18 protein-coding genes and 1 riboswitch are annotated in these 24078 nt (G+C 64.1%); of the genes, 5 read left to right on the top strand and 13 right to left on the bottom strand.

Translation table 11 applies throughout. The features are described from left to right. Window positions 1–21: 21 nt before the first annotated feature. From U5A52_RS36725 to U5A52_RS36700, 6 genes are all read right to left on the bottom strand, one after another. Window positions 22–1476, bottom strand: coding sequence for an efflux transporter outer membrane subunit (locus U5A52_RS36725; RefSeq protein ID WP_321938973.1), 1455 nt, complete (start codon window positions 1474–1476; stop codon window positions 22–24). Beyond that, window positions 1469–2686: an efflux RND transporter periplasmic adaptor subunit gene (locus U5A52_RS36720; protein WP_321938970.1), complete on the bottom strand. Its 1218-nt coding sequence runs from the start codon at window positions 2684–2686 to the stop codon at window positions 1469–1471. The genes U5A52_RS36725 and U5A52_RS36720 overlap by 8 nt, the downstream gene beginning before the upstream one ends. Then, window positions 2676–5948: an efflux RND transporter permease subunit gene (locus tag U5A52_RS36715; RefSeq protein WP_321938969.1), complete on the bottom strand. Its 3273-nt coding sequence runs from the start codon at window positions 5946–5948 to the stop codon at window positions 2676–2678. Before U5A52_RS36715 ends, U5A52_RS36720 begins: the two co-directional genes overlap by 11 nt. A 195-nt stretch (window positions 5949–6143) precedes the next feature. Next, window positions 6144–6818, bottom strand: a complete 675-nt coding sequence (locus tag U5A52_RS36710) for a response regulator transcription factor (RefSeq protein WP_321938967.1) — start codon at window positions 6816–6818, stop codon at window positions 6144–6146. A 47-nt stretch (window positions 6819–6865) separates the two neighbouring features. After that, entirely contained in the window at window positions 6866–7801 is a 936-nt protein-coding gene (locus U5A52_RS36705) for a LysR family transcriptional regulator (protein ID WP_321938965.1), read from the bottom strand. A 129-nt stretch (window positions 7802–7930) separates the two neighbouring features. Further along, window positions 7931–8320 carry a hypothetical protein gene (locus tag U5A52_RS36700; RefSeq protein ID WP_321916547.1) on the bottom strand — a complete coding sequence of 130 codons (390 nt, stop codon included), beginning with the start codon at window positions 8318–8320 and terminating at the stop codon, window positions 7931–7933. 564 nt (window positions 8321–8884) lie between these two features. Between U5A52_RS36700 and U5A52_RS36695 the strand changes: the two genes are divergently transcribed. Beyond that, entirely contained in the window at window positions 8885–9973 is a 1089-nt protein-coding gene (locus U5A52_RS36695) for an HPP family protein (RefSeq protein ID WP_321938963.1), read from the top strand. A gap of 17 nt (window positions 9974–9990) precedes the next feature. On the opposite strand, the gene U5A52_RS36690 is transcribed toward U5A52_RS36695, so the two are convergent. After that, window positions 9991–10989, bottom strand: a complete 999-nt coding sequence (locus tag U5A52_RS36690; RefSeq protein ID WP_321916543.1) for a sodium:calcium antiporter — start codon at window positions 10987–10989, stop codon at window positions 9991–9993. 73 nt (window positions 10990–11062) lie between these two features. Next, window positions 11063–11269, bottom strand: a riboswitch (yybP-ykoY riboswitch). 62 nt (window positions 11270–11331) lie between these two features. Next, window positions 11332–12504 carry a porin gene (locus tag U5A52_RS36685; protein ID WP_321938961.1) on the bottom strand — a complete coding sequence of 391 codons (1173 nt, stop codon included), beginning with the start codon at window positions 12502–12504 and terminating at the stop codon, window positions 11332–11334. A gap of 449 nt (window positions 12505–12953) precedes the next feature. Here U5A52_RS36685 and U5A52_RS36680 point away from each other — a divergent pair, with 449 nt between their 5' ends. The 4 genes from U5A52_RS36680 (at window position 12954) to ugpB (ending at window position 16240) form a co-directional block, all read left to right on the top strand. Further along, window positions 12954–13184 carry a DUF4148 domain-containing protein gene (locus U5A52_RS36680; protein WP_321916539.1) on the top strand — a complete coding sequence of 77 codons (231 nt, stop codon included), beginning with the start codon at window positions 12954–12956 and terminating at the stop codon, window positions 13182–13184. 365 nt (window positions 13185–13549) lie between these two features. Beyond that, entirely contained in the window at window positions 13550–14233 is a 684-nt protein-coding gene (locus U5A52_RS36675) for a methyltransferase domain-containing protein (protein ID WP_321916537.1), read from the top strand. 47 nt (window positions 14234–14280) lie between these two features. Continuing rightward, window positions 14281–14679, top strand: coding sequence for a VOC family protein (locus tag U5A52_RS36670; protein ID WP_321916569.1), 399 nt, complete (start codon window positions 14281–14283; stop codon window positions 14677–14679). Between the two features lie 268 nt (window positions 14680–14947). Next, window positions 14948–16240: a sn-glycerol-3-phosphate ABC transporter substrate-binding protein UgpB gene (ugpB, locus tag U5A52_RS36665; protein ID WP_321916568.1), complete on the top strand. Its 1293-nt coding sequence runs from the start codon at window positions 14948–14950 to the stop codon at window positions 16238–16240. A gap of 143 nt (window positions 16241–16383) precedes the next feature. On the opposite strand, the gene U5A52_RS36660 is transcribed toward ugpB, so the two are convergent. The 5 genes from U5A52_RS36660 to U5A52_RS36640 form a co-directional block, all read right to left on the bottom strand. After that, on the bottom strand, window positions 16384–17808 hold the full coding sequence (locus U5A52_RS36660; RefSeq protein WP_321938959.1) for an efflux transporter outer membrane subunit: 1425 nt from the start codon (window positions 17806–17808) through the stop codon (window positions 16384–16386). Between the two features lie 3 nt (window positions 17809–17811). Then, window positions 17812–20961: a multidrug efflux RND transporter permease subunit gene (locus tag U5A52_RS36655; RefSeq protein WP_321938957.1), complete on the bottom strand. Its 3150-nt coding sequence runs from the start codon at window positions 20959–20961 to the stop codon at window positions 17812–17814. A gap of 3 nt (window positions 20962–20964) precedes the next feature. Next, on the bottom strand, window positions 20965–22176 hold the full coding sequence (locus U5A52_RS36650; protein ID WP_321938955.1) for an efflux RND transporter periplasmic adaptor subunit: 1212 nt from the start codon (window positions 22174–22176) through the stop codon (window positions 20965–20967). A 346-nt stretch (window positions 22177–22522) separates the two neighbouring features. Further along, window positions 22523–22735 (bottom strand): hypothetical protein, encoded by a 213-nt coding sequence (locus U5A52_RS36645; protein ID WP_321938953.1) that lies wholly within the window; start codon window positions 22733–22735, stop codon window positions 22523–22525. A gap of 134 nt (window positions 22736–22869) precedes the next feature. Continuing rightward, window positions 22870–24024: a porin gene (locus U5A52_RS36640; RefSeq protein WP_321916528.1), complete on the bottom strand. Its 1155-nt coding sequence runs from the start codon at window positions 24022–24024 to the stop codon at window positions 22870–22872. Between the last annotated feature and the right edge of the window lie 54 nt (window positions 24025–24078).

The following is a 24078-nucleotide window of genomic DNA, read 5'->3' as shown; positions in this document are numbered from 1 at the left end:
CTAAGGCCGCTTCAGAGGCGCTCAGGAAGCCGCCTTGTCCTCATGCAGGTCTTGCGTGCTCCAGCCGCCGCCTATTGCCTGTATGAGGCCCACGGTGGCATCGAGGCGCCGGGTGTCCAGTTCCAGCGAGGCGATCTGCGTGGAGAGTTCGGTCGTTTGCGCCGTCACGACGTCGAGGTAACTGACCACGCCGTCGCGGTAGCGCGACATCGAAAGCGTAAGCGTGCGCTGCGCCGCCGTGAGCGCCTCGTCTTCGCGCTGCGCTTCGTCGCCGAGATGGTGCAGCAGCGCGAGGTTGTCCTCGACCTGCTGGAACGCATTGAGAACCGTTGCCTTGTACTGCGCGCCGTTTTCGGCAAGCTTCGCCTGCGCGCCGCGCACGACTGCCGCGCGACGGCCGCCGTCGAAGATCGTCATCATCAGCGTGGGACCGATGGACCACATTTCGTTGGGCGCGACGATCCACGGCGAGAATGTGTCGCTCTGGAAGCCGCCGTCCAGCCCGAGCGAAAGATCGGGGAAGAACGCGGCCTTCGCCACGCCGATCTGTGCGTTGGCGGCGGCGACGCGCCGCTCCGCGGCGGCGATGTCGGGCCGCCGCTCCAGAAGCGACGATGGCAATCCCGCGGGCAGATTCGGCATATGCGGGCGGATTGTGTCCGGCGCGACGTTGAACTGTGAAGCCGGTACGCCGATAAGCGTGGCGATGGCGTGCTCGTAGAGCGCGCGGCGCGCGCTTACGTCGTCCGCTGCGGCCTGCGCGGAGGCGAGCTGCGTTTGCGCGCGCGAAACGTCGAGCGAAGAAGCGATGCCGCCGCGATGGCGGCTCTCGGTTAGCTCCAGCGCATGACGATAGGCGGCAATGGTGTCGTCGAGCAGCTTCGACTGCTGGTCGAGTCCGAGCAGGTCGAACCACGTGGTGGCGAGTTTCGCTTGCAGGCTCAATTGCAGCGAAGCGATGTCGGCTTCGCTGGCTACGCTCGACGCCTCGCCGGCCTTCACCTCGTTGCGCACCTTGCCCCATAGATCGAGGTCGTAGCCGATCCCCACGTCGAGCGTGCTCGAGTTGTACACGTTCGGCTGATCCGAGCCGCGCAGCGGACGCAGCGCCGACTGGCGCTCGCGCGACACGTTCGCTTGCGCACCGACAGTCGGCAGCAACGCGGATCGCGCCTGCGCGACGAGCGCATCGGCTTCGTCGTGGCGCGCGAGCGCGGCGGCGACATTCGGATTCGCCTTCGCCACCTGCGGCTCGAGCTGATTCAGCACGGGGTCGTCGAACGCGCGCCACCAGCCGTCGCGCGGGAGATGGTCGGCGGGGCGCGCCGTCTGCCAGCCGCCCGCTTCCTTGAAGTGCGTGGGTATGGCCGTGGCGGGCGCGTGATACGTGGGCGCGAATGAGCACGCCGAGAGCAACAGGGCCGCCGCGAGCGCAGCGGCGCGCAACGGTTGCGCACGCACAGACGGCCTAACCATGCGCACGCTCCGCGTCGTGCACGGCTGCCGTCTGCGTCGATTGCGCGCCTGGCGCGTTGGCGGACGCGAGGCGCACGCGGTCGCCGCTCGCGAGCGAGTCCGGCGGATTGTCGATCACCCGTTCGCCCGCGTGCAGGCCGGCCGTGATCTCTACGCGCGTGCCGAGATCGGTGCCGATCGTCACGTCGCGCAACTGCACGTGCTGATGCGCGTCCACGACGGCGATCTGCATGCCGTGCGCGCGGAAGATCAGCGCGCTCGCGGGCACAAAGAGCGCGTGCGAGTCGCCGGGCATCGCGAGATGGACTTCGGTGTACTCACCGGGGAAGAGCAGGCCCTGCTTGTTGTCCACGGCGAGCTGCACGAGCATCGTGCCCGAAGCAGGCGAGATCGACTGGTCGGTGTCCACGAGCTTGGCGTCGAACTTTACGCCTGGGCGTTCGGGCACGGTGAGCGTGGCGTGCATGCCTGGCTTGATCGAGGCGGCGTCGCTTTGCGGCACGCTCACGTACACGCGCAACTGGCCCGCGTCCGAGACGGTGAAGAGATCGGGGCCGCTGCCGCTGCCCGCGTCGATCAGCGCGCCCACGTCGGTCTTGCGTGCGGTGACGATGCCATCGAACGGCGCCGTGATGCGCTTGAATGACTCGAGCGCCTCGAGCCGCCGCACGTTGGCCTCGTTGGCCTCCACGGTAGCCTGCTTCGCGATGAGATCGGAGGTTTTCTCGTCGGCCTCCTGCTGCGAGACCGAGTCCTGCTTGAGCATCTCGGTCCAGCGCTTCGCGGTGGTGGCGGCGAGCTTTTCATTGGCGACGGAGTTCCGTAGATCGGCGCGCGCCTGCTGCAACTGCTGGTCGAGGTCGGGCGTGTCGATCAGGCCGAGCAGCTGGCCCGCCTTCACGTGTGTGCCGATATCGGCGTACCACGCGTGCAAATAGCCGGACACGCGTGCATAGATGGGCGCGTTGATATAGGCGGCCAGACGCCCCGGCAGCACGAGCGGCTGCGACGCCGGGCTCGCTTGTGGCTGCACGGTGGCAACAGTGGGAATGGCCTGCGCGTCGGTCCACGTGGCGAGTTCCTGGTGCGCGTGCACACGGCTGAAGATGCCGCCGGACACGATGCCGGCCGCGACCATGAGCGCGATCGCCGCAGTGGACTTCAGGTGACGCAGCGGCTGCGGCGAGGCGATGTCGATTTCAGTGGACATGGGCTTCTCCCGATTCGAGGGCAGGTTGATTCGTAGATGATTCGGTTTTCTGACTATCGTCATGGTGGCCGTCTTTGCCATTCGCGCGTTTGTGCACGAGGCTGAACACCACGGGCACGAACAGCAGCGTTGCGCAGGTCGCGCAGAGCAGCCCGCCGATCACGGCGCGGCCGAGCGGCGCATTCTGCTCGCCGCCGTCGCCCATGCCGAACGCCATCGGCGCCATGCCGATAATCATGGCGAGCGCCGTCATGAGCACGGGGCGAAAGCGCGTGAAACCCGCTTCGAGCGCGGCACGCATGGCGTCGCCGGTGACGGCAAGACGCTCGCGTGCGAACGACACCACGAGAATGCTGTTCGCGGTCGCCACGCCCATGCAGAGAATCGCGCCGGTGAGCGCGGGTACGGAGAGCGGCGTGTGCGTGGTGAACAGCATCCACACGATGCCGGCAAGCGCGGCGGGCAGGGCGCTCACGATCACGAACGCATCGCTCCACGAGTGGAAGTTCACGACGATCAGCAGATAGATGAGCCCCACGGCGCCGGCGAGCCCGAGCAGAAGACCCGTGAACGCGCTGTTCATGGTCTGCACCTGGCCGCGCATGGTGACTGTCGAACCCTTCGGCAAGTCCTTGGCGCTCGCGTGAATCACGGTGTCGATCTGCGACGAGACGGCGCCGAGATCGAGACCCTGCGTGGTCGCGTAGATGTCGTAGAGCGGTTCGATGTTGTAGTGCGAGATGACGGCATCGCTCACGCCACGTGTAATCGTGGCGATGCCGCCAAGAATCTGAGAGCTGCCGCTCTTGCCCGTAACCGGCAGATTCTGGAGGTCGGAAAGTGTGGTCATGCGGTATTGCGGTGTTTGCGCGACGATGGGGTAGGACACGCCGTTCTTGGGGTTGAGCCAGTAAGTGGGCGACACCTGGCTCGTGCCGGAAAGGCTCGCGACCACCGAGTTGGTCACGTCTTGCTCGGTAATGCCGAGTTCATCCGCACGCGAGCGGTCGACGGCCACCGTGAGCTGCGGATAAGTCGACGCCTGCTGGATGCGCGGGTCGGCAATGCCGGGAATCCTCGCGATCTTGTGCAGCAGCTCATTCGCAAAGACCTTGTTCGCGGCCTGATTCGGTCCGCTCACCTGCACGTCGATCGGCGCGGGTGAACCGAAGTTGAGAATCTGGCTCACGATGTCGGCAGGCAGGAACGAGAACGTCGTGCCCGGAAAGCGGCGCGGCAGCTCCGTGCGCAACTCGCGCACATATTGCGCGGTGGGCGCGTGTGACTTTGCGAGCGAGATCAGGATGTCGCCATCCTGCGGCCCGATCGTGCCGCTGTTGTTGTAAGTCAGGTTGATACCGCTGTTTGGCAGTCCGATATTGTCGATCACGCTGGTGAGCTGATCGGGCGGAATGGCCTCGCGAACGGTGTCTTCGATATGGTCGAACAGATCGGCGGTTTCCTCCACGCGCGTGCCGATAGGCGCGCGCACGTGCAGGGCGATTTCACCGGAATCGATATCGGGGAAGAAGTTGCGGCCAAGGAACGGCGTGAGTGCGAACGAGAGCGCGACGATAGCGAGAAAGCCCACGACAAAGCGCCGCCGGTTCGTGAGCGCGAGTCCGAGCACGACGCGATAGCCCGCGCGCACGCGCTCGAAGCGTTGCTCGAAACCGCGTTGAAACAGCACCAGCGGATTGCGCGTGGGTGGCATGCGGCCGTGAGCGCCATGCGGCGCCATGACGGCGGCCAGCTCGCCCGAAGCATGACCTTGCGAAGCGTGCGGTTTGAGAAGATAGCGGGCCATCATCGGCACGAAGGTGCGCGAGAGCACGAACGAGGCGATCATCGCGAAGATCACGGCCTCGGCCATGGGCACGAAAAGGAAGCGCGCAATGCCGTCGAGCAGCAGCATCGGCACGAAGACAATGCAGATGCAAAGCAGTGAAACGAGCGCTGGCATGACGATTTGCGCGGCGCCGTCGAGAATCGCGCTGCGAACGTCCTTGCCTTGCTCCAGGTGCCAGTTGATGTTTTCGATTGTGACCGTTGCGTCGTCCACGAGAATGCCCACCGCGAGCGCGAGACCGCCCAGCGTCATCACGTTGAGTGTTTCGCCGCACGCGGCAAGCCCCGCAATTGCGGCGAGCACGGCGAGCGGAATCGAGGCGGCGATGATGAGCGTCGAGCGCCAGCTGCCGAGAAAGAGCAGGATCATCGCCGAGGTCAGCGCGGCCGCAATCAAGCCTTCGCGCGCGACACCGCTCACGGCGCCCTTCACGAACACCGACTGGTCGGAGAGCGCAACAAGCTTGAGTCCGGGCGGCAACGACTGCTCGATGAGCGGCAGCTTCGCTTTCACGCCGGCAATGATGTCGAGCGTCGAAGCCGAGCCGTTCTTCATGATGCTCATGAGCACGGCGCGGTGGCCGTCCACGCGCACGATATTCGATTGCGGCGGATAGCCGTCGCGAACGTGAGCCACGTCGCGCATATAGATCACCGCACTGCCCACGGTCTTGATGGGCAGCGCGTTGAGCTGGTCGATGGTAAGCGGGCTATTGTTCAGGCGGACGTTGTATTCATAGCGGCCGATTTTCTGCGTGCCGGCGGGAATGATCTGGTTCTGCTGCGCGAGCGCGGTAGCCACGTCTTGCGCCGAAAGCTTCTTCGCCTGCAGCGCTTGCGGGTCGAGGTCGATTTGCACCTCGCGCACCTTGCCGCCATAGGGCGTGGGAATCGCGACGCCTGCCACGGAAAGCAGTTGCGGCCTGATGAAGTTGGTCGCGTAGTCGGCGAGCTTCTGCTCGTCGAGCGTGTTGCTCGTGAGCGCGAGTTGCAGCACCGGCACCGTGGACGCGTTGTAGTTGAGAATTTGCGGCGGCGTGGTGCCGGGCGGCATCTGCTTGAGCACTGTTTGCGAAACCGAAGTGACCTGCGCGGTGGCCGTGCGAATGTCGACGGTCGGCTGGAAGAAGATCTTCACCACGCCGTAGCCGCGAAACGACTGTGACTCGATATGCGCCACGTCGTTGACAGTGGTGCCTAGCGTGCGCTCGTAGTAGCTGACGATGCGACCCGCCATGTCGTCGGGTTGCAGGCCCGCATAGTTCCACACGACACTGATGACGGGAATGCGAATGTCGGGAAAGATATCGGTAGGCGTGCGTAGCGCTGCGAGCGGGCCCGCGATCAGGATCAGGAGAGCCAGCACGATGAACGTATAAGGACGGTTCAAGGCTAGCCGGACGATTTTCAGCATCAGATGGGGCTCCGTTCAGGCGTCAGGCTGCGCGCCACGCGTGGGGCAGCCGACGCCGGTATTGTGTCGGGCGCGTCCTAACACGCGGGAGCCAGGCAAATGAAAAAAGATTTAGCTGCATGCCGGTCTCATGATGCTTCAAGGACTACGAAATGAGGCGAAGCTGAGAGAGTGGCAGCGATATTGGAGATTGCGTCAGCCGAGCAGATAACCCGAGCCGCGTATCGTGCGGATGAGCGAAGGTTGGCCGGGCGTGTCCACGCGATTGCGCAGGCGTCCCACGTGAACATCCACGAGGTTGGTGCCGGGGTCGAAGCGGCCGCCCCACACGCCTTCGAAGATCATCGTGCGTGTGAGTACCTGGCCCGCGTGGCGCATCATGAATTCGAGCACGCGCAACTCGGTGGGACGCAGGCGCAGCACGTTGTCGCGGCAACTGAGCCGCCGCTTGACGAGATCGAGTTCGAGCGGCCCTACGCGCAGCACGGTTTCCGTCGTGGCGGGGCGCGTGCGCCGACGTACGAGCGCTTCGACGCGCGCAGACATCTCGTCGATCGAAAACGGCCGTGTGAGGTAGTCGTCGCAGCCGGCCCGCAAGCCCTGGATGCGTTCCTCGACGCCCGTGGTCGAACTCATCACGATCACCGGTGTTTCGATACCCACACCGCGCATGGTGGTGACGATCGTGAGACCGTCGAGATCGGGCAGGCGCCGTTCGAGCGCGACGACGTCATAGTCGCCCGCCATGACCATCGCAATGCCTTCGCGGCCAGAGCGGGCCACGTCCACGGTGAAGCCGGTGGAGGCGAGCGTGGGCACGACAGTACGCTCGGTAACGGCATCGTCTTCAATGGTTAGTATTCTGGGCATGGCTTTGCACCCGTTGTGACGAAAAGAACTAAAAACATCGGGCAGTATCAGGCAACTGCGCGCAGCGGCGTCGGCGCGGGCCGTGTCTGCGCCGCGTTCGTGCGGAACTGCTCGACCGCGAAGTCGATAAAGCTGCGGATCTTCATCGTTAGGTAGTTGCGGCCGGAATAGACGATCGAAATGTGCTGCACGCCGCCGTTCACGTCGAACGCGTTCAGCACGGGCAGGAGGGCGCCCCGGGCGAGGTCGTCGACCACGAGCGGGAGCGGCAGCAGTGCGATGCCCATGTCCGCGAGCGCGGCGGCGCGCACGGTCGCGTAGCCGTTGGCCGTCATCGGGCCGGTCACGTTGATGCGCTGCACGCCCTCGGCGTTCGAGAACTCCCAGTGGCGCGGCGCATTGGAAATCGCGAGCAGGCCGTGCCCGGCGAGTTCGGCAGGATTGCGCGGCATGCCGTGGCGCGCGAGCCACGCAGGCGTGGCCACGAGCATCTCCTTGATTGAAGTGAGCTTGCGGCTCACGAGTGAGGCGTTTACGCTTTGGCGGTCGGTAGCGAAGCACACGTCGAAGCCGCCTTCGATCAGGTCGATGTGCGTGTCATAGGCCGTCACGTCGAATTCCACGCGCGGATTGATTGCGCGATACGCGCCGAGCACGGCGGGGAGTCCGGAACTTGCGAACACGGCAGGCGCGGCGATGCGCAGCACGCCGCTCGGGTCGCGCGTGGCGCGCACGAGTTCCGACTCGACTTCATCGAGCTTTTCGATCACGGCGCGACAGCCATCCAGATACAGACGTCCGGCTTCGGTGAGCGAAAGGCTGCGTGTCGAGCGGTTCAAGAGGCGCATGTTCAGATGCGCTTCGAGCATACCGACGCTGCGCGTGACGGCCGCAGCCGACATGCCGAGCTGCTTGCCGGCAAGGTTGAAGCTGCTCAGATCGACAACGCGCGTAAATACACGCATGGCTTGGAGCTGGTTCATGGGCGATATTCCTGGGCAGACGCGCCGGCACGAGGCCGAGCGCGGGCATCGACGCCGCACACAGCGGCGACGTTTCGTACACGCTGCATGCGTGATCGGACGGGAAGAATGAAGCGGCGCGAAGCGCGCCTAATTAGGCAGTGCTTGCGCGAAGACCTGCGCGTCGCGCTGCGCGGCGGCTTCGTGCGCCGAGAGCGCGGCCTTGAGGCGATGCGCGCTTTCGGTGGGAATCGCGAAACCCGCCCAGCCGAGACCGGTATGGCGCAGAAACACGACGGTGCCGTCGAAAAGGGGATTGCGTTCCGTGTACCAGCACGGATCGATCTCGAGCACGTATTGATGCGAGCGCAAAGGCTGCTCGGGTACCGCAGGCTGCATGTGCGCGCGCAGCTTGCTGAGTTCTTCGATCAGGCCATCGACATCGGGCGTGTCGAGCAGCGCAACCTGAGAGCCTATCTTCACACAAACCGCGTGCTGGCCGTATTCGTTGACGAGTTCGATCGACATCGGCTTTTGCATATTGCGTTCCTCGCAGTGCTGAAACTGGAAGGCATTATCGGTGGCCAATCGGAACGCATGATTTAAGTTGCGGCGCACTCCAGATGAAAACAAATTTAGAAAGCGACGATTCGCTTTCCTGTGATGGCGGCATTGCGTGCAGTGCGCGTGTTAATCATCCGGGCCGCCGGATGGCTATCCTTTCATGCCTCGCGATGCGTGCGTTCATTCGTATACGTGCTGTTTGCGCAGTTGCGGCGCGTGATTATTGCGCCCGCCGATCAGAAACGCTGCAATGAAAAGCAGAATGCCAATCATCGCAACGGTCGCCGGATGGTGAACAAGCATGGCAGTCCAAAGTAATTCAAAGCCATCGATTGCCCTGTCCGAAAGGCTGGCACTCGGGGCGGCGGCACTGACTAGGCAGCCCGCAAGCCCTCTGAGGTTAGCGCAAAGGCACACTGAGCGACGTGGCGGCTCCAAACATGCATACAGAATGAATTATATATGCGCTCAGAAATATCAATTGTTGATATTCGGCGGGCGTCGGTATTCTGGCTGACATACCGACCAGCAAGCCCCGCTATGACCCGCGCCACGCTCACCGAATGGCTGACGAGTTTCGTGCCCAACCCGGCTGCGCCGCCGTGGCGCGAACGCGTGAGGCGCTGCGGCGGGGCGATGATCGGCATCGCGTTCGCTGGGCTCGCAACCCATTTGATATTCGGCGCGGCGGGCGATATTCCGTTGCTCGTGGCGCCCATGGGCGCCTCTGCGGTGCTGCTCTTCGGCGCGTCGGACAGCCCGCTGGCGCAGCCGTGGTCGATTCTTGGCGGCAACTTCGTCTCCGCGCTGGTGGGCGTGGCGTGCGCGCAATGGATCGCGTCGCCCATCGCGGCGGCTTCCGTCGCCGTGGCGCTCGCGATCTGCGCGATGTTCCTGTGCCGCTGCGTACATCCGCCTTCAGGCGCGGTCGCGCTCACGGCCGTGCTCGGCGGTCCCGCTGTGCACGCACTCGGCTTTCACTTCGTGCTTGCGCCGATCGCGTTCCAGTCCTTCGCCTTGCTGAGCGCTGCGCTCGCCTTCCACGCGCTGACCGGACACCGCTATCCGCGCGCCGCGTTTCGTGCTCCGCAGCAAGCCGCTGCCATGCCGCTTGCTGCGCTCTCGCAACATCGATTGCAGCCGCTGAACGTTCCGCAAAAGTCGTTCGAACAACTAACTTGTGAGGAAATCATGTCGATTGGCTGTCCCGCTGTGCCCGCAACAATGGGGGCGCGGGCGGCGCACGACATGTTCCGCCGCCACGGCGCTTCGACGCTGCCCGTGGTCGACGCCATGGACCGCGTGGTTGGCGTCGTCACGCATCACGCGCTCGGCGATCTCGTGCAGGCGGCCGGCATCGAGCGATTCTGGAATGCACTGCGCCGCGCGGTGCTGCGCGAGTCGGCGCGCGTGGAGGAAACGGTCGAGGCGGTGATGGCGGCCGGCGTGCACGCGGTCCATCGGGCCACGCCGCTCGCGCATCTGGTGCCGATCTTCATCGAGCACGCCTATCACGACATTCCCGTCATGGACGACGCGAGGCGGCTCGTTGGCGTGGTCAGGCATTCGGACATGATCCGCTGGCTTCATCACCATGCGGGCGCCGCCCAGGCCGCCGCTGCGGCCTGAGGTAGCTCAGAACCGCGTCAAACCACGAACAGCAACGCCGCGAACACCACATAGAGCCAGCCGACATGCGTGAGCTGACGGCTGCGCACCTTCGGCGCACGAAACGCCCACTGCAGAAACAGAATGGCGACCATGGTCGTCACGGCCGCAAGAATCGAAGGCGTGCCGAGATGCCACGGCGTGAAGAAGAGGCCGAACGCCGTGGGAATCGTGGCCTGAATCATCATCGCGCCGCTGATGTTCGCAAGCGCGAGGCGCTCCTTGCCCTGACGCACCCAGATGATCGCGTTCATGATCTCGGGCAGTTCGGTTGCGATCGGGCTGAACAACACGGCGGTCAACTGCGGGCTCAGGCCGAGCCACGGCCCCACGGCGCTGATCTGCTGCACAAACAGATGCGAGGCCGCGAAGATCACCGCGAGCGCACCGAGCGTCTGCAGCAGAATCCACACCATGGCCGGATTCTCGTCGTGTGGGCGCAGCTTGAGCGGCTCGAGATCGCCTTCCACTTCGCCGCTGTCTTCGGCGGAAAGCTCCTTCCAGCAGTAGAACGCGTAGGCCGCGAGAAACGCGATGCCCAGCAGCGGCTTGAAGCTGAACAGCACGAGCCCGAGCGCGATCTTCGCGACGAAGATCGCAAGGAACCAGAGCTGGTCGCGGCGCAGGCGGCGCGTATTCACATCGACGGTGGTAGCGCGCTCGCGGCCCACGCGTTTCGCGGTGGCGAGCAGTGCGACGCCCACTACGGCATAGGCGATCGTGCTGAGCGCGAGCGGCCCGCCAATCGCGGCGCCCACGCCAATTTCCTTGTGTGCGGGGTCCCCACCGAAAGCGACCGCAACGAGCGTGACCACGCTCTCGGGCAACGCCGTGCCGAACGCGGCGAGGATCGTGCCGGTGGCGGTCTGCGTGACCTTGAGCTTTTGACCGAGCCACTCGACGCTATTGACGAAGGTCTCGCAGGACAAGTAGATGATGCCGGCCGAGGCAACGAGCAGGGCGAACGTCAAGATCATGACGAACGCTCCGTGGCGCAAATGAGAAGGTGATGCGGGGCGAGACGAGTCATTGTTATTGCCGTATTGTGCGAGCCGGGCACCGAAACCATGACGCTTCCCTTCGCCCGGCCCGGGTGAAAGGGAAAACGTCATAGGTCTCGTCAGGCCGCGCTTTGCAGCGATTCGCTGCAGTCACTCGCAATACGGCTGCCGACGCCATGGTGCAGGGGCACCAATTATGTTGACGGCGGCGCAACGCCCAGGTTGGCGTTGCAGACTACTCCCCTAAGACAGGGGGCGATTATAGCCGAAGTTCATGGCGGCGAGCGATTTTCCGGCGCACTCGCCGCTCGATGCGAATTAGAACTTGTGACGCAGGCCGACCATCGCCATGGCCTGCTTGTCGTTGGTCGCATCGTTGCCGAAGTCGCCGAACGAGGCGACCGCGTTGACGAGTTCGCCCGTCCCCGCATCGATCGTCTTGCCCGAAGCCTTCTGGTAGCCCGCGAGCACGTAGATGTCGGTGCGTTTGGAGAGGAAATAGTCGCCGCCGAGGCTGAACTGGTTGTAGCTCGCGTCTACGCCGTTGCCGTGACCCTTCGTGTAGTTGTAGCCGAAGCCCACGAGCGCGACCGGCGTGACCTGATAGTTGATGAAGGCCTGGCCCGTGTTGAACTTCGTGTTGCTGTTCGCGCCGGCCGCGCTCTGATAGTTCGCGTATTCGACGTTGCTGTATGCGAGACCTGCCGTTACCGGCCCGTACGTGTAGTCGCCGGCTGCACGAATGATCTGCAGCGAGTTCGCGGAGACGAAGCCGCCCGTAATGGCGGTGGAATCCACGTTCACATCGGTGTTCGGATTCAGGCCGTCGAACGTCGCGGCCGTGCCGCCGTTGCTGTTGGCCTTGAAGTAGCCCGCGCCGAAGCCGAACGGACCATGGTTGTAAGCGGCCGCCACGGCCCATGTCTGTCCCGCGCCGGTGCTGCCGGGCTGGCCGCCGAACGCGTACATCGCGCTCATTTGCAGGCCGCCGAAGTTAGGGCTCGCGTACTTGATCGAGTTGCTCGTGCGGTAGCTGTTGTCGTAGTTGTCCATGTCGCCCGGCGTGGCGAACGCGGACCCGAATGCGCCGTCGTTGGTGAGCGGCTGCAGCAAGTCGATGAGCGGATCGTACTGGCGGCCGAGCGTGACGGCGCCGGCGGTGTTCGAATTCAGGCCGACCATCGCCGTGCGGCCGAAGAGACGACCACCCTGGTTCTGCTTGCCGTTGTCGATATTGAAGCCGCTTTCGAGCTTGAAGATCGCCGAAAGGCCGTTGCCGAGATCCTCAGTGCCGCGCAGGCCCCAGAGGTTAGGCGACAGGTTGCCGGACATCATCTGGAACGTGCCGCCCGAGCCGTTCTTGCCTTGCTGGTTGCCGAACCAGGCAACGGAGGTGTCGAGCGAGCCGTAGAGCGTCACGCTGCTTTGCGCGTGGGCGATGGAGGCGAAGGTTGCCAGCGTAAAGGCGGCGGCGAGAGCGGTTTTTTTCATTGAATGATCTTCGTTGATGAGTGGCGTAGGTGAGAGTGAATTCGCGGCGCGCGAAGGCACGTGAAGACACGATGCGGGCCGGCGCCCCGAAATTCAGCGGCGATTATGCGTATCGCCCTGCATGGACGAATTTGAAAAACGGAAAGACTGAGTTTCAGAAAGCGCATGAGCGCCAATGCACCGTCAGTTCGGCATCACAAGGCCGTGGCGTGTACCGGCGTTGTTTTTTCGCGGCAAGTTTCTGTGATTGATGAGAATGCCTAAATAAATTTCGAAGCCGGTATTGGCAGATCTCTGGTTAAATATTTCTTCATTTTCGTGCGGATGTTTGGCGAAAGTCGCGCCTCTATCCTTGCCTCAAGAGCCGCAACGCGACTCGATGCCGGAGCGCTCAACGCTTGCGGCCCTGACCGATGACCCCGGCCGCGAGGCCGCACAGGAGAAACGAGGTGAAGATATTCCAGAGCGGCGTGTGCGTCGCAATCATGCTGTCGATATCGGCGCTTGCGCATGCACAGGCGGCGAGCGCACCACAAGCACCCGCGCAGCAGTTGGCGAGCGCACAAGTTCCCCAGACCGACGCGCCGGTCACGCGCGCACAGGTGCGCCACGAACTCGTGCACGCCGAGCGCGACGGACAACTCCAGACGCTCGATCGAACGCTGTACGCGCATCACTGACGCCGCTTGCGCAATTGCGTCGCGGCGAAACTGGCCGCGCGTCGTGACGGAACTTCGCACCGCGGCCAGTCAATGTCGGCTCATCCCATCCCGTTCATGAAATCACGCGTTCTTTCTTATGTATTGCGCGCCGCGCTGTGCGTTACGGTCGCTGCGGCCTTCTCCGGATGCGCGAACCTGCATCCGCAGCCCAACGGCCCCGGCGATTGCGTCGGGCCGGCCGGCTTTTGCGTGCCGTTCTTCGGTTCGTAGTTCTCGCGGCGGGTCTTTTCGCTGTCGTGTTCGCGCGCCGCTACGGGTTTCCAGCGGCGCGCATAATACGCGTTTGCGCGGCACATCCGCCATCCGCGCTGACCAGGAAACCCATGAATCGCGATATCCGCACCGACGCCGAAGTTCTCGCATCGTGGCAGCGCAACGCGACGCCCTGGATCGCTGCCGTGCGCGGCGGCGAGATCGCGAGCCGGCGCCTCGCGACGGATGCAGCCGTGCTCGACGCCGTGCTTGCGCGCTCGCCGCGCCGCGTGATCGATCTCGGCTGCGGCGAAGGCTGGCTCGCGCTGGCGCTCGCGCGCCGCGGCGTCGCGGTCACAGGCGTGGACGCGGTGCCGGCACTCGTGGAGGCCGCGCGTGAGGCGGGGCTCGCGGACTGCCGTCTGCTAACCTACGAGCAGATCGCGCAAGGTGCGCTGGACTGCCGCGCCGATGCGGTGGTGTGCAATTTTTCGCTCATTGGCGCGACCTGCGTGGATGATCTGCTGCGCGCGGTGCCCGCGTTGCTGGAGCCGCACGGCACGCTCATCGTGCAGACGCTGCATCCGCTTATGGCATGCGGCGATGAACCTTATGTCGATGGCTGGCGCGCCGGATCGTGGGCCGGGTTCGGCCCTGCGTTTCGCGACGCGCCGCCGTGGTACTTTCGCACGCTGGAAAGCTGGATCGCGTTGCTCGATGCGAGCGGCCTCGCCCTGCGTGCGCTGCGCGAACCGCTCGACCCGCGCAGCGGCAAACCCGCTTCAGTGCTGTTCGAGGCGCAACGGCGCGGCTGACACCGCCCCCGAGCGGGGCCGCAAACCAGGAGGCAGAGACGATGGCGATGATGTCTCACGTCTATACCGGCGTGAACGATTTTGAGCAGGCATTTGCGTTCTATTCCCCACTCATGAAGGCGCTGGGCTTCGAGTTGAAATTCAGTGAGCCCGACTACCCCTGGGCAGGCTGGATGGAACCGGGCGTGCCACGCCCGCTCTTCCTGGTGGGCCGGCCGTGGGACGGCAACCCCGCGCAGCCCGGCAACGGCCAGATGATCGCGCTGCTCGCGCCTTCACGCGCGGCAGTCGACGCCGCTTATGCCGCCGCGCTCGCACACGGCGGCTCCGACGAGGGCGCGCCGGACCTGCGTCCTCACTATCACCCGAACTACTACGGCGCGTACTTTCGCGATCCTGAAGGCAACAAGCTCTGCGTCTGTTGCCACGATCCCGTGGGCAGCTGACACGCTGCCGCACGCGCCATCACACGGGCGTCCCATTCGCTGTGCTACCCTTGCCCTGCCTTGGGCCGAGGGTGCCGTGCGCGCGCGTGAGCGAGCGCCGGTGGGCGGCCCGGTGTATCGAAGTCGAAAATCGAAGTCCTGAACCAAAGTCCCGGGCCGCGTGTCATCGCGCGCATTTGCCGGGACAACGATCAATAACAGGAAGAAGACCCAGATGAAAAAGCACGAGATACAACGCGCAGGTTCGCGTGGCCGCTTGCGCACGCTGATGGCCGCTGTGGTGCTGGCCGGCAGCGCACAAGCCGCGCATGCCGCCACCGAAATCCAGTTCTGGCACGCCATGGAGTCCGAACTCGGCCAGCGCGTGAATGAGATCGCGCAGCAGTTCAACGCGTCGCAGAGCGAATACAAGATCGTGCCCGTCTTCAAGGGCACCTACGACCAGACGCTCGCTGCCGGCATCGCGGCCTATCGCAGCGGCGACGCGCCCGCCATCCTGCAGGTGTACGAAGTCGGCACCGCCACGATGATGAACGCGAAGAAGGCCGTGCTGCCCGTGTACGACGTGATGAAGACCGCCGGCGTGCCGCTCGACGAAAAGGGCTTCGTGCCGACGATCGCGAGTTACTACAGCGACGCGAAGACGGGCCATCTCGTGTCGATGCCATTCAACAGCTCGACGCCAGTGCTCTACTACAACCGCGACGCCTTCAAGAAGGCCGGCCTTCCCGACGCGCCGCCGAAGACCTGGCCCGAAGTCGCTGCGGCTGCCGCGAAGCTCAAGGCCTCGGGCATGAGCTGCGGGTTCACCACGGGCTGGCAGGGCTGGATCCAGATCGAGAACTACAGCGCGTGGCATGGCGCGCCAATCGCGACGCGCAACAACGGCTTCGACGGCCTCGACGCACAGCTCGAAATCAACAAGCCGCTGCAGGTCGCGCATATCGCCTTCCTGCAGGACATGGCGAAGCAGGGTACGTTCACGTACGTGGGGCGCAAGGACGAGGCCAACGCCAAGTTCTATAGCGGCGACTGCGGGATCATGATGGGATCGTCCGGTGCGCTCGCGAACGTCCAGCAATATGCGAAGTTCAAGTTCGGCACTGGCATGATGCCGTATGACCCGAGCGTGAAGGGCGCGCCGCAGAACGCCATCATCGGCGGGGCGAGCCTGTGGGTGCTGGGCGGCAAGAATCCGGAGGTCTACAAGGGCGTGGCGAAGTTCCTCGCGTATCTGAGCTCGCCGGCCGTGGCCGCGAAATGGCATCAGGACACGGGCTATCTGCCGGTTACGAAGGCCGCCTACGAACTCACGCAGCAACAAGGCTTCTACGCGTCGCACCCGGGCGCCGACACGGCCACGAAGCAGATGCTCAACAAGCCGCCGCTGCCGTGGACCAAGGGCCTGCGCCTTGGCAACATGCCGCAGATCCGCACGGTCGTCGACGAAGAACTCGAACAGGTGTGGACGGGCGCCAAGACGCCGCAACAGGCGCTCGACTCGGCCAATTCGCGCGGCAACGAACTGCTCCGGCGCTTCGAGCAGCAGGCGGCGAACTGAGGCGCGTGGGCTCGTGAGTTGAAGTGATGTGATGCGGTGCCTTCGCGCGAGGCGTCGCGCAGCGCCCCAAACGGCGGACTTCAGTCCCGCCTTTTGGGGCGCTTTGCTTTTTGGCGCGGCGTTAGACTGCCGCGCCGCCGCGACTACGATGGTTTCGTGTTGCCGTTGGCAGCGGATGGCGCAGGCGGAGTCCAGCCGTAGCCCAGCGCCTTGTACAGATTCACGATCTCCGCGAGCCGCTGATCCTGAAGCTGTGACTGCTGCAACTGCGCGTTGAAGAGACTGCGCTCCGCGTCGAGCACTTCCAGGTAACTCGTGTAGCCGCCTTCATAGAGGTCGCGCGAAAGCCCCGCATACTCCGTAAGCGCGCTCACCTGCCGCGTGGTCGCATCGAGCTGATCGCGCGTGCGCGCCGCGCCCACGAGCGCGTTCTCGACATCGGCAAATGCCTGCTGGATCGTCTTCTCGTAGCTGAAGAGCGCCTCCTGCTGCGCTGCCTCGGCCTGATGCACGGAACCCGCGATCGCGCCGCCCTTGAAGATCGGTTGTGTGACCGCGCCGGCGAACGACCATACGCGAGCGGGTCCCGTCCAGAGGCCCGAAAGCGCGGTGCTCGCCGCGCCGAACATGCCGGTGAGCGAGATATCCGGGAAGTATTGCGCGCGCGCCGCGCCGATCTGCGCGTTCGCCGCAATGAGCGTTTGCTCCGCCTGGAGAATATCGGGGCGGCGCTCCAGCAAGGTGGAAGGCAACCCCGAGGGAATGGCCGGCGCGCTCAGGGCGGTGATCGCCTTGCCGCGTGGAATTGGGCCGGGATTCTGGCCGAGCAGCAGCGAAATTGCATCCTCCTGCTGCGCGATCTGCTGCTGGATGCTGAACACGGAAGTTTGCGCCGACGCGTACTCCGAACGTGCCTGGCTCAACTCCACCTTCGACACGACCCCGCCGGCAAAGCGCTCCTCGAACAGGTCGAGCGACCCCTTGCGGCTCGCGAGCGTGGCCTGCGCGATCTGCAACTGGTTGTCGTAGTCGCGCAGTTGCAGATACGACGTCGCCACGTTCGAAATGATGGCGATGCGCGTGGCCTGCGTACCGAGATAGTCGGCGCGCGCGGCCTCGGTCATGCGGCGCAGCCGGCCGAACAGGTCGAGCTCCCAGGAGACCATGCCGTTCAGCTGGAACTGGTTGCCGACCACGGGCGCGAAGCCGCCCGCCGGCACGCCGCGGCTGCGCGTCGGGTCGAAGTTCACGCCGATTTGCGGAAACAGGCCCGCGCGCGTCGTGACATAGCGACCATAGAACTCCTCGACCCGCGCGGCGGCGATCAAGAGATCCTTGTTCTGTGCGATCGCCTTGGCGATCAGGTCATCGAGCACAGGGTCGTTGAATTGGCGCCACCACTCGAGCGAGCCGTCGACTGCCTCGGCCTGCGGCGAGGCGTAACGGTAGGACGAGGGCGTATCCACCGCCGGGCGGTGATAGTCGGGCCCTACCGCGCAGCCGCCGAGACTGGCCACGCTCACGATCAGTGCAAGAGGGCGCAGCGCGCAATGCATACGGCTTTTCATCGCTCAACCCTCCTGTGACGGCGCCGTGGGCGTCGTGGCTTTGCGCTTGCCGCGTTCGGAAAGCGTTTCGAGGCCCCAGAAGAACATGGGGATGAAGAAGAGCGCGATCAGCGTGGCGCCGAGCATGCCGAACACCACGCCCGTGCCGAGTGAGCGCCGGCTCGCCGCCGATGCGCCGCTCGCGATGGCGAGCGGGATACAGCCGAGAATGAACGCGAGCGAGGTCATCATGATCGGCCGCAGGCGCATTTTCGCGGCCTTCACCGCCGCGTCGAATGGCGAGAGTCCTTCCTTCTCGCGCATCTCCACGGCGAACTCGAAGATCAGAATGGCGTTCTTTGCCGCGAGCGCGATCAGCACGGTCAGGCCGATCTGGAAGTACACATCGTCTTCCATGCCGCGCAGCAGGATGCCCACCAGCGCGCCGAAGACCGCGAATGGCACGGCCAGCAGCACGCCAACCGGCAGCGACCATTTTTCGTACTGCGCCGCAAGGATCAGGAACACCATGAGCAACGCAAAGCCGAACACGAGCCCGGCAGTGGAGCCCGCCGTTTTCTCCTCATAGGACTGCCCGCTCCATGCGTAGCTGTAGCCTTCGCCCAGCGTTTCCTTCGCAATCTGCTCCATCGCCGCGATCGCCTCGCCCGAACTGTGGCCTGGCGCCGCGTCGCCGATGATCTGCGCTGCGGGAAAGTTGTTGAAACGCGTGACGATGTCGGAGCCCGGCACGAAGCGGAAGGTGGTCACCGCCTTGATCGGCACCATCTGTCCGCTGTGATTGCGCACATAGAGCTGCTGGATATCCTCAGGCTGCGTGCGGTACTGCGGCTCGGCCTGCACGATCACCTGGAAGAGGCGGCTGCCCTTGGGGAACTGACTCACGTACGAAGAGCCGAACATCGTCTGCAGCGCGGTGTAGACGTCCTGCACGGCCACGCCGAGCGATTCCGCGCGCTCGCGGTCCACTTCCACGAGCAGCTGGCGCGAGCGCGAGTTGATGGTGGAGTTCACGCCGCGCAACACCGGATTCTTCTTCGCCGTGGCGATGAATTCGCGCACCTTGTCTTCGAGCTGCTGATAAGAGCCGTCGCCTGTGCTTTGCAGCCAGAACTGGAAACCGCCCGTCGTGCCGAGGCCTGGAATGGAGGGTGGACTGAGCGTGACGACCACGCCGTCCTTGAACCCGGCGAACGCCTTGTTGGCGGCAAGCACCAGGTCCTGCGCGCTGCCATTCTCGCCGCGCTCCTTGAAGCCCTTGAGCGCGATGAAGAGCGTGCCGGCATTGGCCTTGTACTGCGAGTCGATCAGGCTGTAGCCGATCGGCGCCGCCACCGCGCTCACGGCCGGCTGCTTCGCGAACCAGTCTTCCGCCTTCTTCGAGACGTCGCCGGTGCGGTCGAGACTCGCCGCATCGGGCATGACCACCGCGCCGAGCAGATAGCCCTGGTCCTCGACCGGCACGAACGAAGACGGGATGTGCTTGAAGAGCCCGCCTGTCGCGATCAGCATCACGGCGATCAGCGCGACGGAAAGCGTCACGCGCCGGATGGCGGTCTGCACCCAGCTGCCATAGCCTTCGGTGAGCCGTTCGAACTTGTCGTTGAACCAGCGGAAGAAGCGGTTCTTCTTCTGCTCGCCGGGTTTGAGCAGGATGGCCGCGAGTGCGGGCGAGAGCGTGAGCGCGACGATGCCCGAGAGCACCACCGAAACCGCGATCGTTACCGCGAACTGCTTGTAGAGCTGGCCCGTGATGCCGGAGAGAAACGCCACCGGAATGAACACCGCGAGCAGCACGAGCACGATTGCAACGACCGGCCCGCTGACCTCGTCCATGGCGCGTTTGGCGGCTTCTCGCGGCGCGAGCTTGAACTCCGTCATGTTGCGCTCGACGTTCTCGAGCACGACGATCGCGTCGTCCACCACGATGCCGATGGCAAGCACCATGCCGAACAGCGTGAGCATGTTGATCGAAAAGCCGAACGCCAGCATGCCGATGAACGCCCCGATGATCGACACCGGCACGGCCAGAAGCGGCACGAGCGTCGCGCGAAAGCTCTGCAGGAACAGAAACACCACGATGATCACGAGGATCACGGCGTCGCGCAGGGTCTTCACGACTTCCATGATCGACTCGTGCACGAACTCGGTCGTGTCGAGCGCGATGTCGTACTTGAGTCCGGGCGGGAAGCTCTTGTTCAGCTCGTCGAGCGTTTGCCGCACCTGTTTGGCCACCTGCAACGCGTTCGCGCCCGGCTGCTGATACACGGCGATCAGCGTGGCGGTCTTGCCGTTGTAGCGGCCGCGCAGCGTGTAGTCCTTCGCGCCCAGTTCCGCGTGACCGACGTCCTTCAGGCGCACGAGCGACGCATCGTTGCTGGTGCCCGCGCGCAGGATGATGTTGTCGAACTCGGCGGGCTCGGTGAGGTGGCCCTTGGTGGCAACGGGAAAGGTCTGGTTCACCGGTCCCTGGGTCGGCGCCTGGCCGAGACGGCCCGCCCCGAACTGCTGGTTCTGCTCGCTGATTGCGTTCTGCACGTCGGATACGGTAATGCCGAGTCGCGCCATGCGGTCGGGCTTGAGCCAGATACGCATGGCGTAGTCCGCCGAGCCGAGAATGGCCGCCTGGTTCGCGCCCGGAATGCGCTTGAGCGCGTCGAGCACATAGACGTTCGCGTAGTTCGCCACGTAATCCTGGCTGTAGGCGTTCTCAGGCGAGTAGACCGCGATCACCATCATGAACGCCGACGAGCGCTTCTGCACCTGCACGCCCTGTGACGTCACGGCGTCGGGCAAGTTGGGCATCGCGAGGTTCACGCGATTTTGCACGTCCACCTGTGCGAGCGAAGGATCGGTGCCGATGTTGAAATAGGCGGTGAGCGTCATGTCGCCCGTCGAGGAGCTCGACGAACTCATGTACATCATGTTGTCCGCGCCGTTGACCTGCTGCTCGATGGGAGCGGCCACGTTCTGCGCGACGATGTCGGCGTTCGCGCCGGGGTAGCTCGTGCTGACCGTGATCTGCGGCGGCGAGATATCGGGGAACTGAGCGATCGGCAGATTGAACATCGCCACGAGACCCGCGACCACGAGAATGATCGAGATCACCGAGGCGAAGATCGGCCGGTCGATGAAGAAATGCGAGAACTTCATCGCTCAGCCTCCCGCGGCGTGCGTGCCGGACGCGGGGGCGGCTCCAGCAGCGGCGCTGCCAGCGCTGGGCGCGCTCGCTGCCGGCGCGCTCACGGGATGCTCCTTGACCGGCGCGCCCGGCATGAGCCGCAGCGTGTTGTCGACGATCACGTGATCTCCGGCATGCAGGCCGGACTGAATGATCCAGGCATTGCCGTTCCACTGGCCGGTTTCGACCGCGCGCTGCTGTGCCTTGCCGTCCTTGTCGACGGTCCAGACGTACGCGCCTCGCGGCCCTTGCTGCACGGCGTTCTGTGGCACGGCGATCGCGTTGGGGCGCACCGCGCCGATCAGGCGCACACGCACGAACTGGCCGGGACGCAGCGAGCCGCCGGGGTTCGTCACGACGGCGCGGATCAGATAGGTGCCGGTTTCCTCGCTCAGCGATGCGTCGGTAAATGAGATATGCCCACGTTCTGGATAGACGCTGCCGTCGGCGAGCACGATTTCCACTTCGAGCTGGCCGCGCTCGGGAAGCTTGAGCGTGCCGTTCTGCGTTTGCGTGCGCATGTCTAGCATCTCGTTCTCGGAGAGCGAGAAGTTGATCCACATGGGATCGAGCTTGGCCACGTAGGTGAGCAGGCTGTTGGAGGTGTCGATGTACGAGCCGTCCTGCTTCTTCGCGAAGCTCGAAAGGCCGGTTACCGGCGCCGTGATCGTCGTGTAGCCGAGGTTGAGCTTCGCGGTCGTGACATTCGCGCGCGCCTGCTCGAGCGCGGCGGCCGCGGCACGCTGCTGGCCGATCGAATCGTCGAGGTCCTTCTGGCTCAGCGCGTTCTTCGCGGCGAGCGGGCGCACGCGGTCGAGGTTGGCCTGTGCCGTCTCGAGCCGTGCCTGCTGTTGTGCGTACTCGGCCTGCGCGGCCTCGAGCGCGGCCTGGTAGGGCTTGCGGTCCATGACGAACATCACGTCGCCTTCGTGCACCAGCGTGCCTTCCTGATACACACGCCTTTCGAGAAAGCCGTTTACGCGCGAGCGGATTTCGACCTGCTGCGAGCTTTCGGTCTGGCCGACATATTCGAAAGCGACCGGCACCTCGCGCAGCGCGACCGTCATGGCGTCGACGTTTGCGGTCGGCAGGGCGCTCTCGGGGGGCTTGGCCTTATGACACGCACTGATACCGAGACAGAGCCCGAGTGTGACGCTGGCTAAAGCGTACTGAAATGGTCGAATCATTGAGTTTTTTACGTGGACGTACCGCCGCGAATTGCTTCATTTCCACCTGGCTGGAAATGGCAACAAGAGGTTGACGGTGCGTATCGGGAGGAAAGGTGAAAAATAAATGAAGATTGCTGCATCTCGAAACTAATCGAGAATGAGTTCTTTGCTTATCGTCATAAGCGGCCGTAATGACTGACAGCGGATGTTTTAGAAACGTATTATTTGGATGGAGGAAATGAGACGATTCTTAAATTTAGGTCGACTTTTCGATCCTTCGTCATCAATAGCCCGACCGGACGTGCTTTACCCAATTCGTGAAAGGTCGTTTCCGCTTTACCTTGCGCATCGCGCGCGAAGTGACCTACGGCCGGTGCATCACGACGCGTTTGCCGTCTGCGTCGAAGACCTGCGGCCAGCCATGCCGGGCGGTAGGGTGCGTTGTGTCGTCCTGCTGCTTTTCCACCAGATTCCACGCGCGCGCAGTGGTGGTGAGCAGTGACGCCACGGTGACTTCGCGTTTGATCGCCGAACCCTTTGCCTGTAGGTTCGTAGTCCTCTTTGAATTCAACATCATGGTGCAAATCGGGAGGGTTGGAAGGTGCGCCATCGCGGGTAGGAGCCGGGATGGCGCACGCGGGCGGCGAAAGGCGAGCGGAGGGCGGCTACAAGCCGCCGTCGACTCGCCGCGTTACGCCGGTGCCGTGACGCTTAGAAGCGGTGGCGAATGCCCGCGCTCACGAGGTACTGGCTCTTGCTCGCCGAGGGCGCGTCTGTGCCGTTGATCTGGGTCATGTTTGTGCCGACCTGGTTGTTGGCGCCGATTTGCGCGACGCTTTCGGCATAGAGGTCGGTGCGCTTGGAGAGCGAGTAGTCCGCCATCAGGCCGAACTGATTCCAGTGCGCGGCGCGGTTGTTCGTGTCGCCGCTGGCGGGGGTGTTGCGCAGACTCTGCGTGTACGTGTAGGCCGCGCCCACAAAGAAGGCCGGCGTGAAGTTGTAACGCGCGTTGACCTCATAGTTGTTGTAGCGCACGGAGATGTCCGCAACCTTGTCCTGGAAGCGCGTTTGCGTGAACACGGTGCCGATGACCGCCGGACCGAACGCATAGTTGGCGCCGAGGCCCCAGACACGCTGATTCTGGATGCCGAGGTCAAGGGCAGCGCCATTCTGCAGCGCGCCGTTGGTGTTGCCGGAGTTCAGGCCTTGCAACTGCAGGTAGGCTGCCGCAACCTGCAGGCCGCCGTAGGTATAGCCAGCGCCCACGCTATATGCGCGGTTGCTGGCGAAGCCGCCTGCCTTGTTCGAGAAGCCATACATGCCGTTCATCGAGAACCCGGCATAGTTCGGGCTTTGATACTTGATCGAGTTGTTGACGCTGAACGTGCCGTTCAGGTTGTCGGCGTCGTCGACGTGGGCGAAGTAGGTGCCGCCCCACGAGCCGGTTGCGGAAATCGGCGCGAGGTAGTCGACCATCGAATCGTACTGACGGCCCATCGTTACCGTGCCGTAGTCGCTCGCGAGACCAACCACCGCCTGGCGATTGAACAGCGAGTTGTCGGCGGTCTTGCCGTTAGTCACGTCAAAGCCGCTTTCGAGGTTGAAGACGACCTTGAGTCCGCTACCAAGGTCTTCCACGCCGCGCAGGCCCCAGCGGCTTTGCTGAACATTGCCGCCGGTCAGGCCGAACATGGCCTTGCCGTTCGACAAACCGCTGGACGTCATATCCGAAGTCGACGCCACCTCGTTGCTCACGTATGTCAGCCCTGCGTCGACGAGGCCATATAGCGTGACGCTGCTTTGGGCGTGTGCTGCGCCGGCAAAGGCTGCGCAAGCCGCTGCGAAAATCAGGGTTTTCTTTTTCATGGGTGATTTACCTACAGAATCTGATCACTAATCGGAGAATGACTACTTCGCGCA

The organism is Paraburkholderia sp. J8-2 (genome assembly GCF_905220195.1).
Taxonomy (GTDB): Bacteria; Pseudomonadota; Gammaproteobacteria; order Burkholderiales; family Burkholderiaceae; genus Paraburkholderia.
The sequence above is the reverse complement of the archived record's forward strand: the minus strand, read 5'-3'. Positions and strand labels throughout refer to the sequence as shown.

Coding starts and splice junctions, on each gene's coding strand:
- U5A52_RS36725 (WP_321938973.1), bottom strand. CDS start 1,476: ATGGTTAGGCCGTCTGTGCGTGCGCAACCGTTGCGCGCCGCTGCGCTC.
- U5A52_RS36720 (WP_321938970.1), bottom strand. CDS start 2,686: ATGTCCACTGAAATCGACATCGCCTCGCCGCAGCCGCTGCGTCACCTG.
- U5A52_RS36715 (WP_321938969.1), bottom strand. CDS start 5,948: ATGCTGAAAATCGTCCGGCTAGCCTTGAACCGTCCTTATACGTTCATC.
- U5A52_RS36710 (WP_321938967.1), bottom strand. CDS start 6,818: ATGCCCAGAATACTAACCATTGAAGACGATGCCGTTACCGAGCGTACT.
- U5A52_RS36705 (WP_321938965.1), bottom strand. CDS start 7,801: ATGAACCAGCTCCAAGCCATGCGTGTATTTACGCGCGTTGTCGATCTG.
- U5A52_RS36700 (WP_321916547.1), bottom strand. CDS start 8,320: ATGCAAAAGCCGATGTCGATCGAACTCGTCAACGAATACGGCCAGCAC.
- U5A52_RS36695 (WP_321938963.1), top strand. CDS start 8,885: ATGACCCGCGCCACGCTCACCGAATGGCTGACGAGTTTCGTGCCCAAC.
- U5A52_RS36690 (WP_321916543.1), bottom strand. CDS start 10,989: ATGATCTTGACGTTCGCCCTGCTCGTTGCCTCGGCCGGCATCATCTAC.
- U5A52_RS36685 (WP_321938961.1), bottom strand. CDS start 12,504: ATGAAAAAAACCGCTCTCGCCGCCGCCTTTACGCTGGCAACCTTCGCC.
- U5A52_RS36675 (WP_321916537.1), top strand. CDS start 13,550: ATGAATCGCGATATCCGCACCGACGCCGAAGTTCTCGCATCGTGGCAG.
- U5A52_RS36670 (WP_321916569.1), top strand. CDS start 14,281: ATGATGTCTCACGTCTATACCGGCGTGAACGATTTTGAGCAGGCATTT.
- ugpB (WP_321916568.1), top strand. CDS start 14,948: ATGGCCGCTGTGGTGCTGGCCGGCAGCGCACAAGCCGCGCATGCCGCC.
- U5A52_RS36660 (WP_321938959.1), bottom strand. CDS start 17,808: ATGAAAAGCCGTATGCATTGCGCGCTGCGCCCTCTTGCACTGATCGTG.
- U5A52_RS36655 (WP_321938957.1), bottom strand. CDS start 20,961: ATGAAGTTCTCGCATTTCTTCATCGACCGGCCGATCTTCGCCTCGGTG.
- U5A52_RS36650 (WP_321938955.1), bottom strand. CDS start 22,176: ATGATTCGACCATTTCAGTACGCTTTAGCCAGCGTCACACTCGGGCTC.
- U5A52_RS36645 (WP_321938953.1), bottom strand. CDS start 22,735: ATGATGTTGAATTCAAAGAGGACTACGAACCTACAGGCAAAGGGTTCG.
- U5A52_RS36640 (WP_321916528.1), bottom strand. CDS start 24,024: ATGAAAAAGAAAACCCTGATTTTCGCAGCGGCTTGCGCAGCCTTTGCC.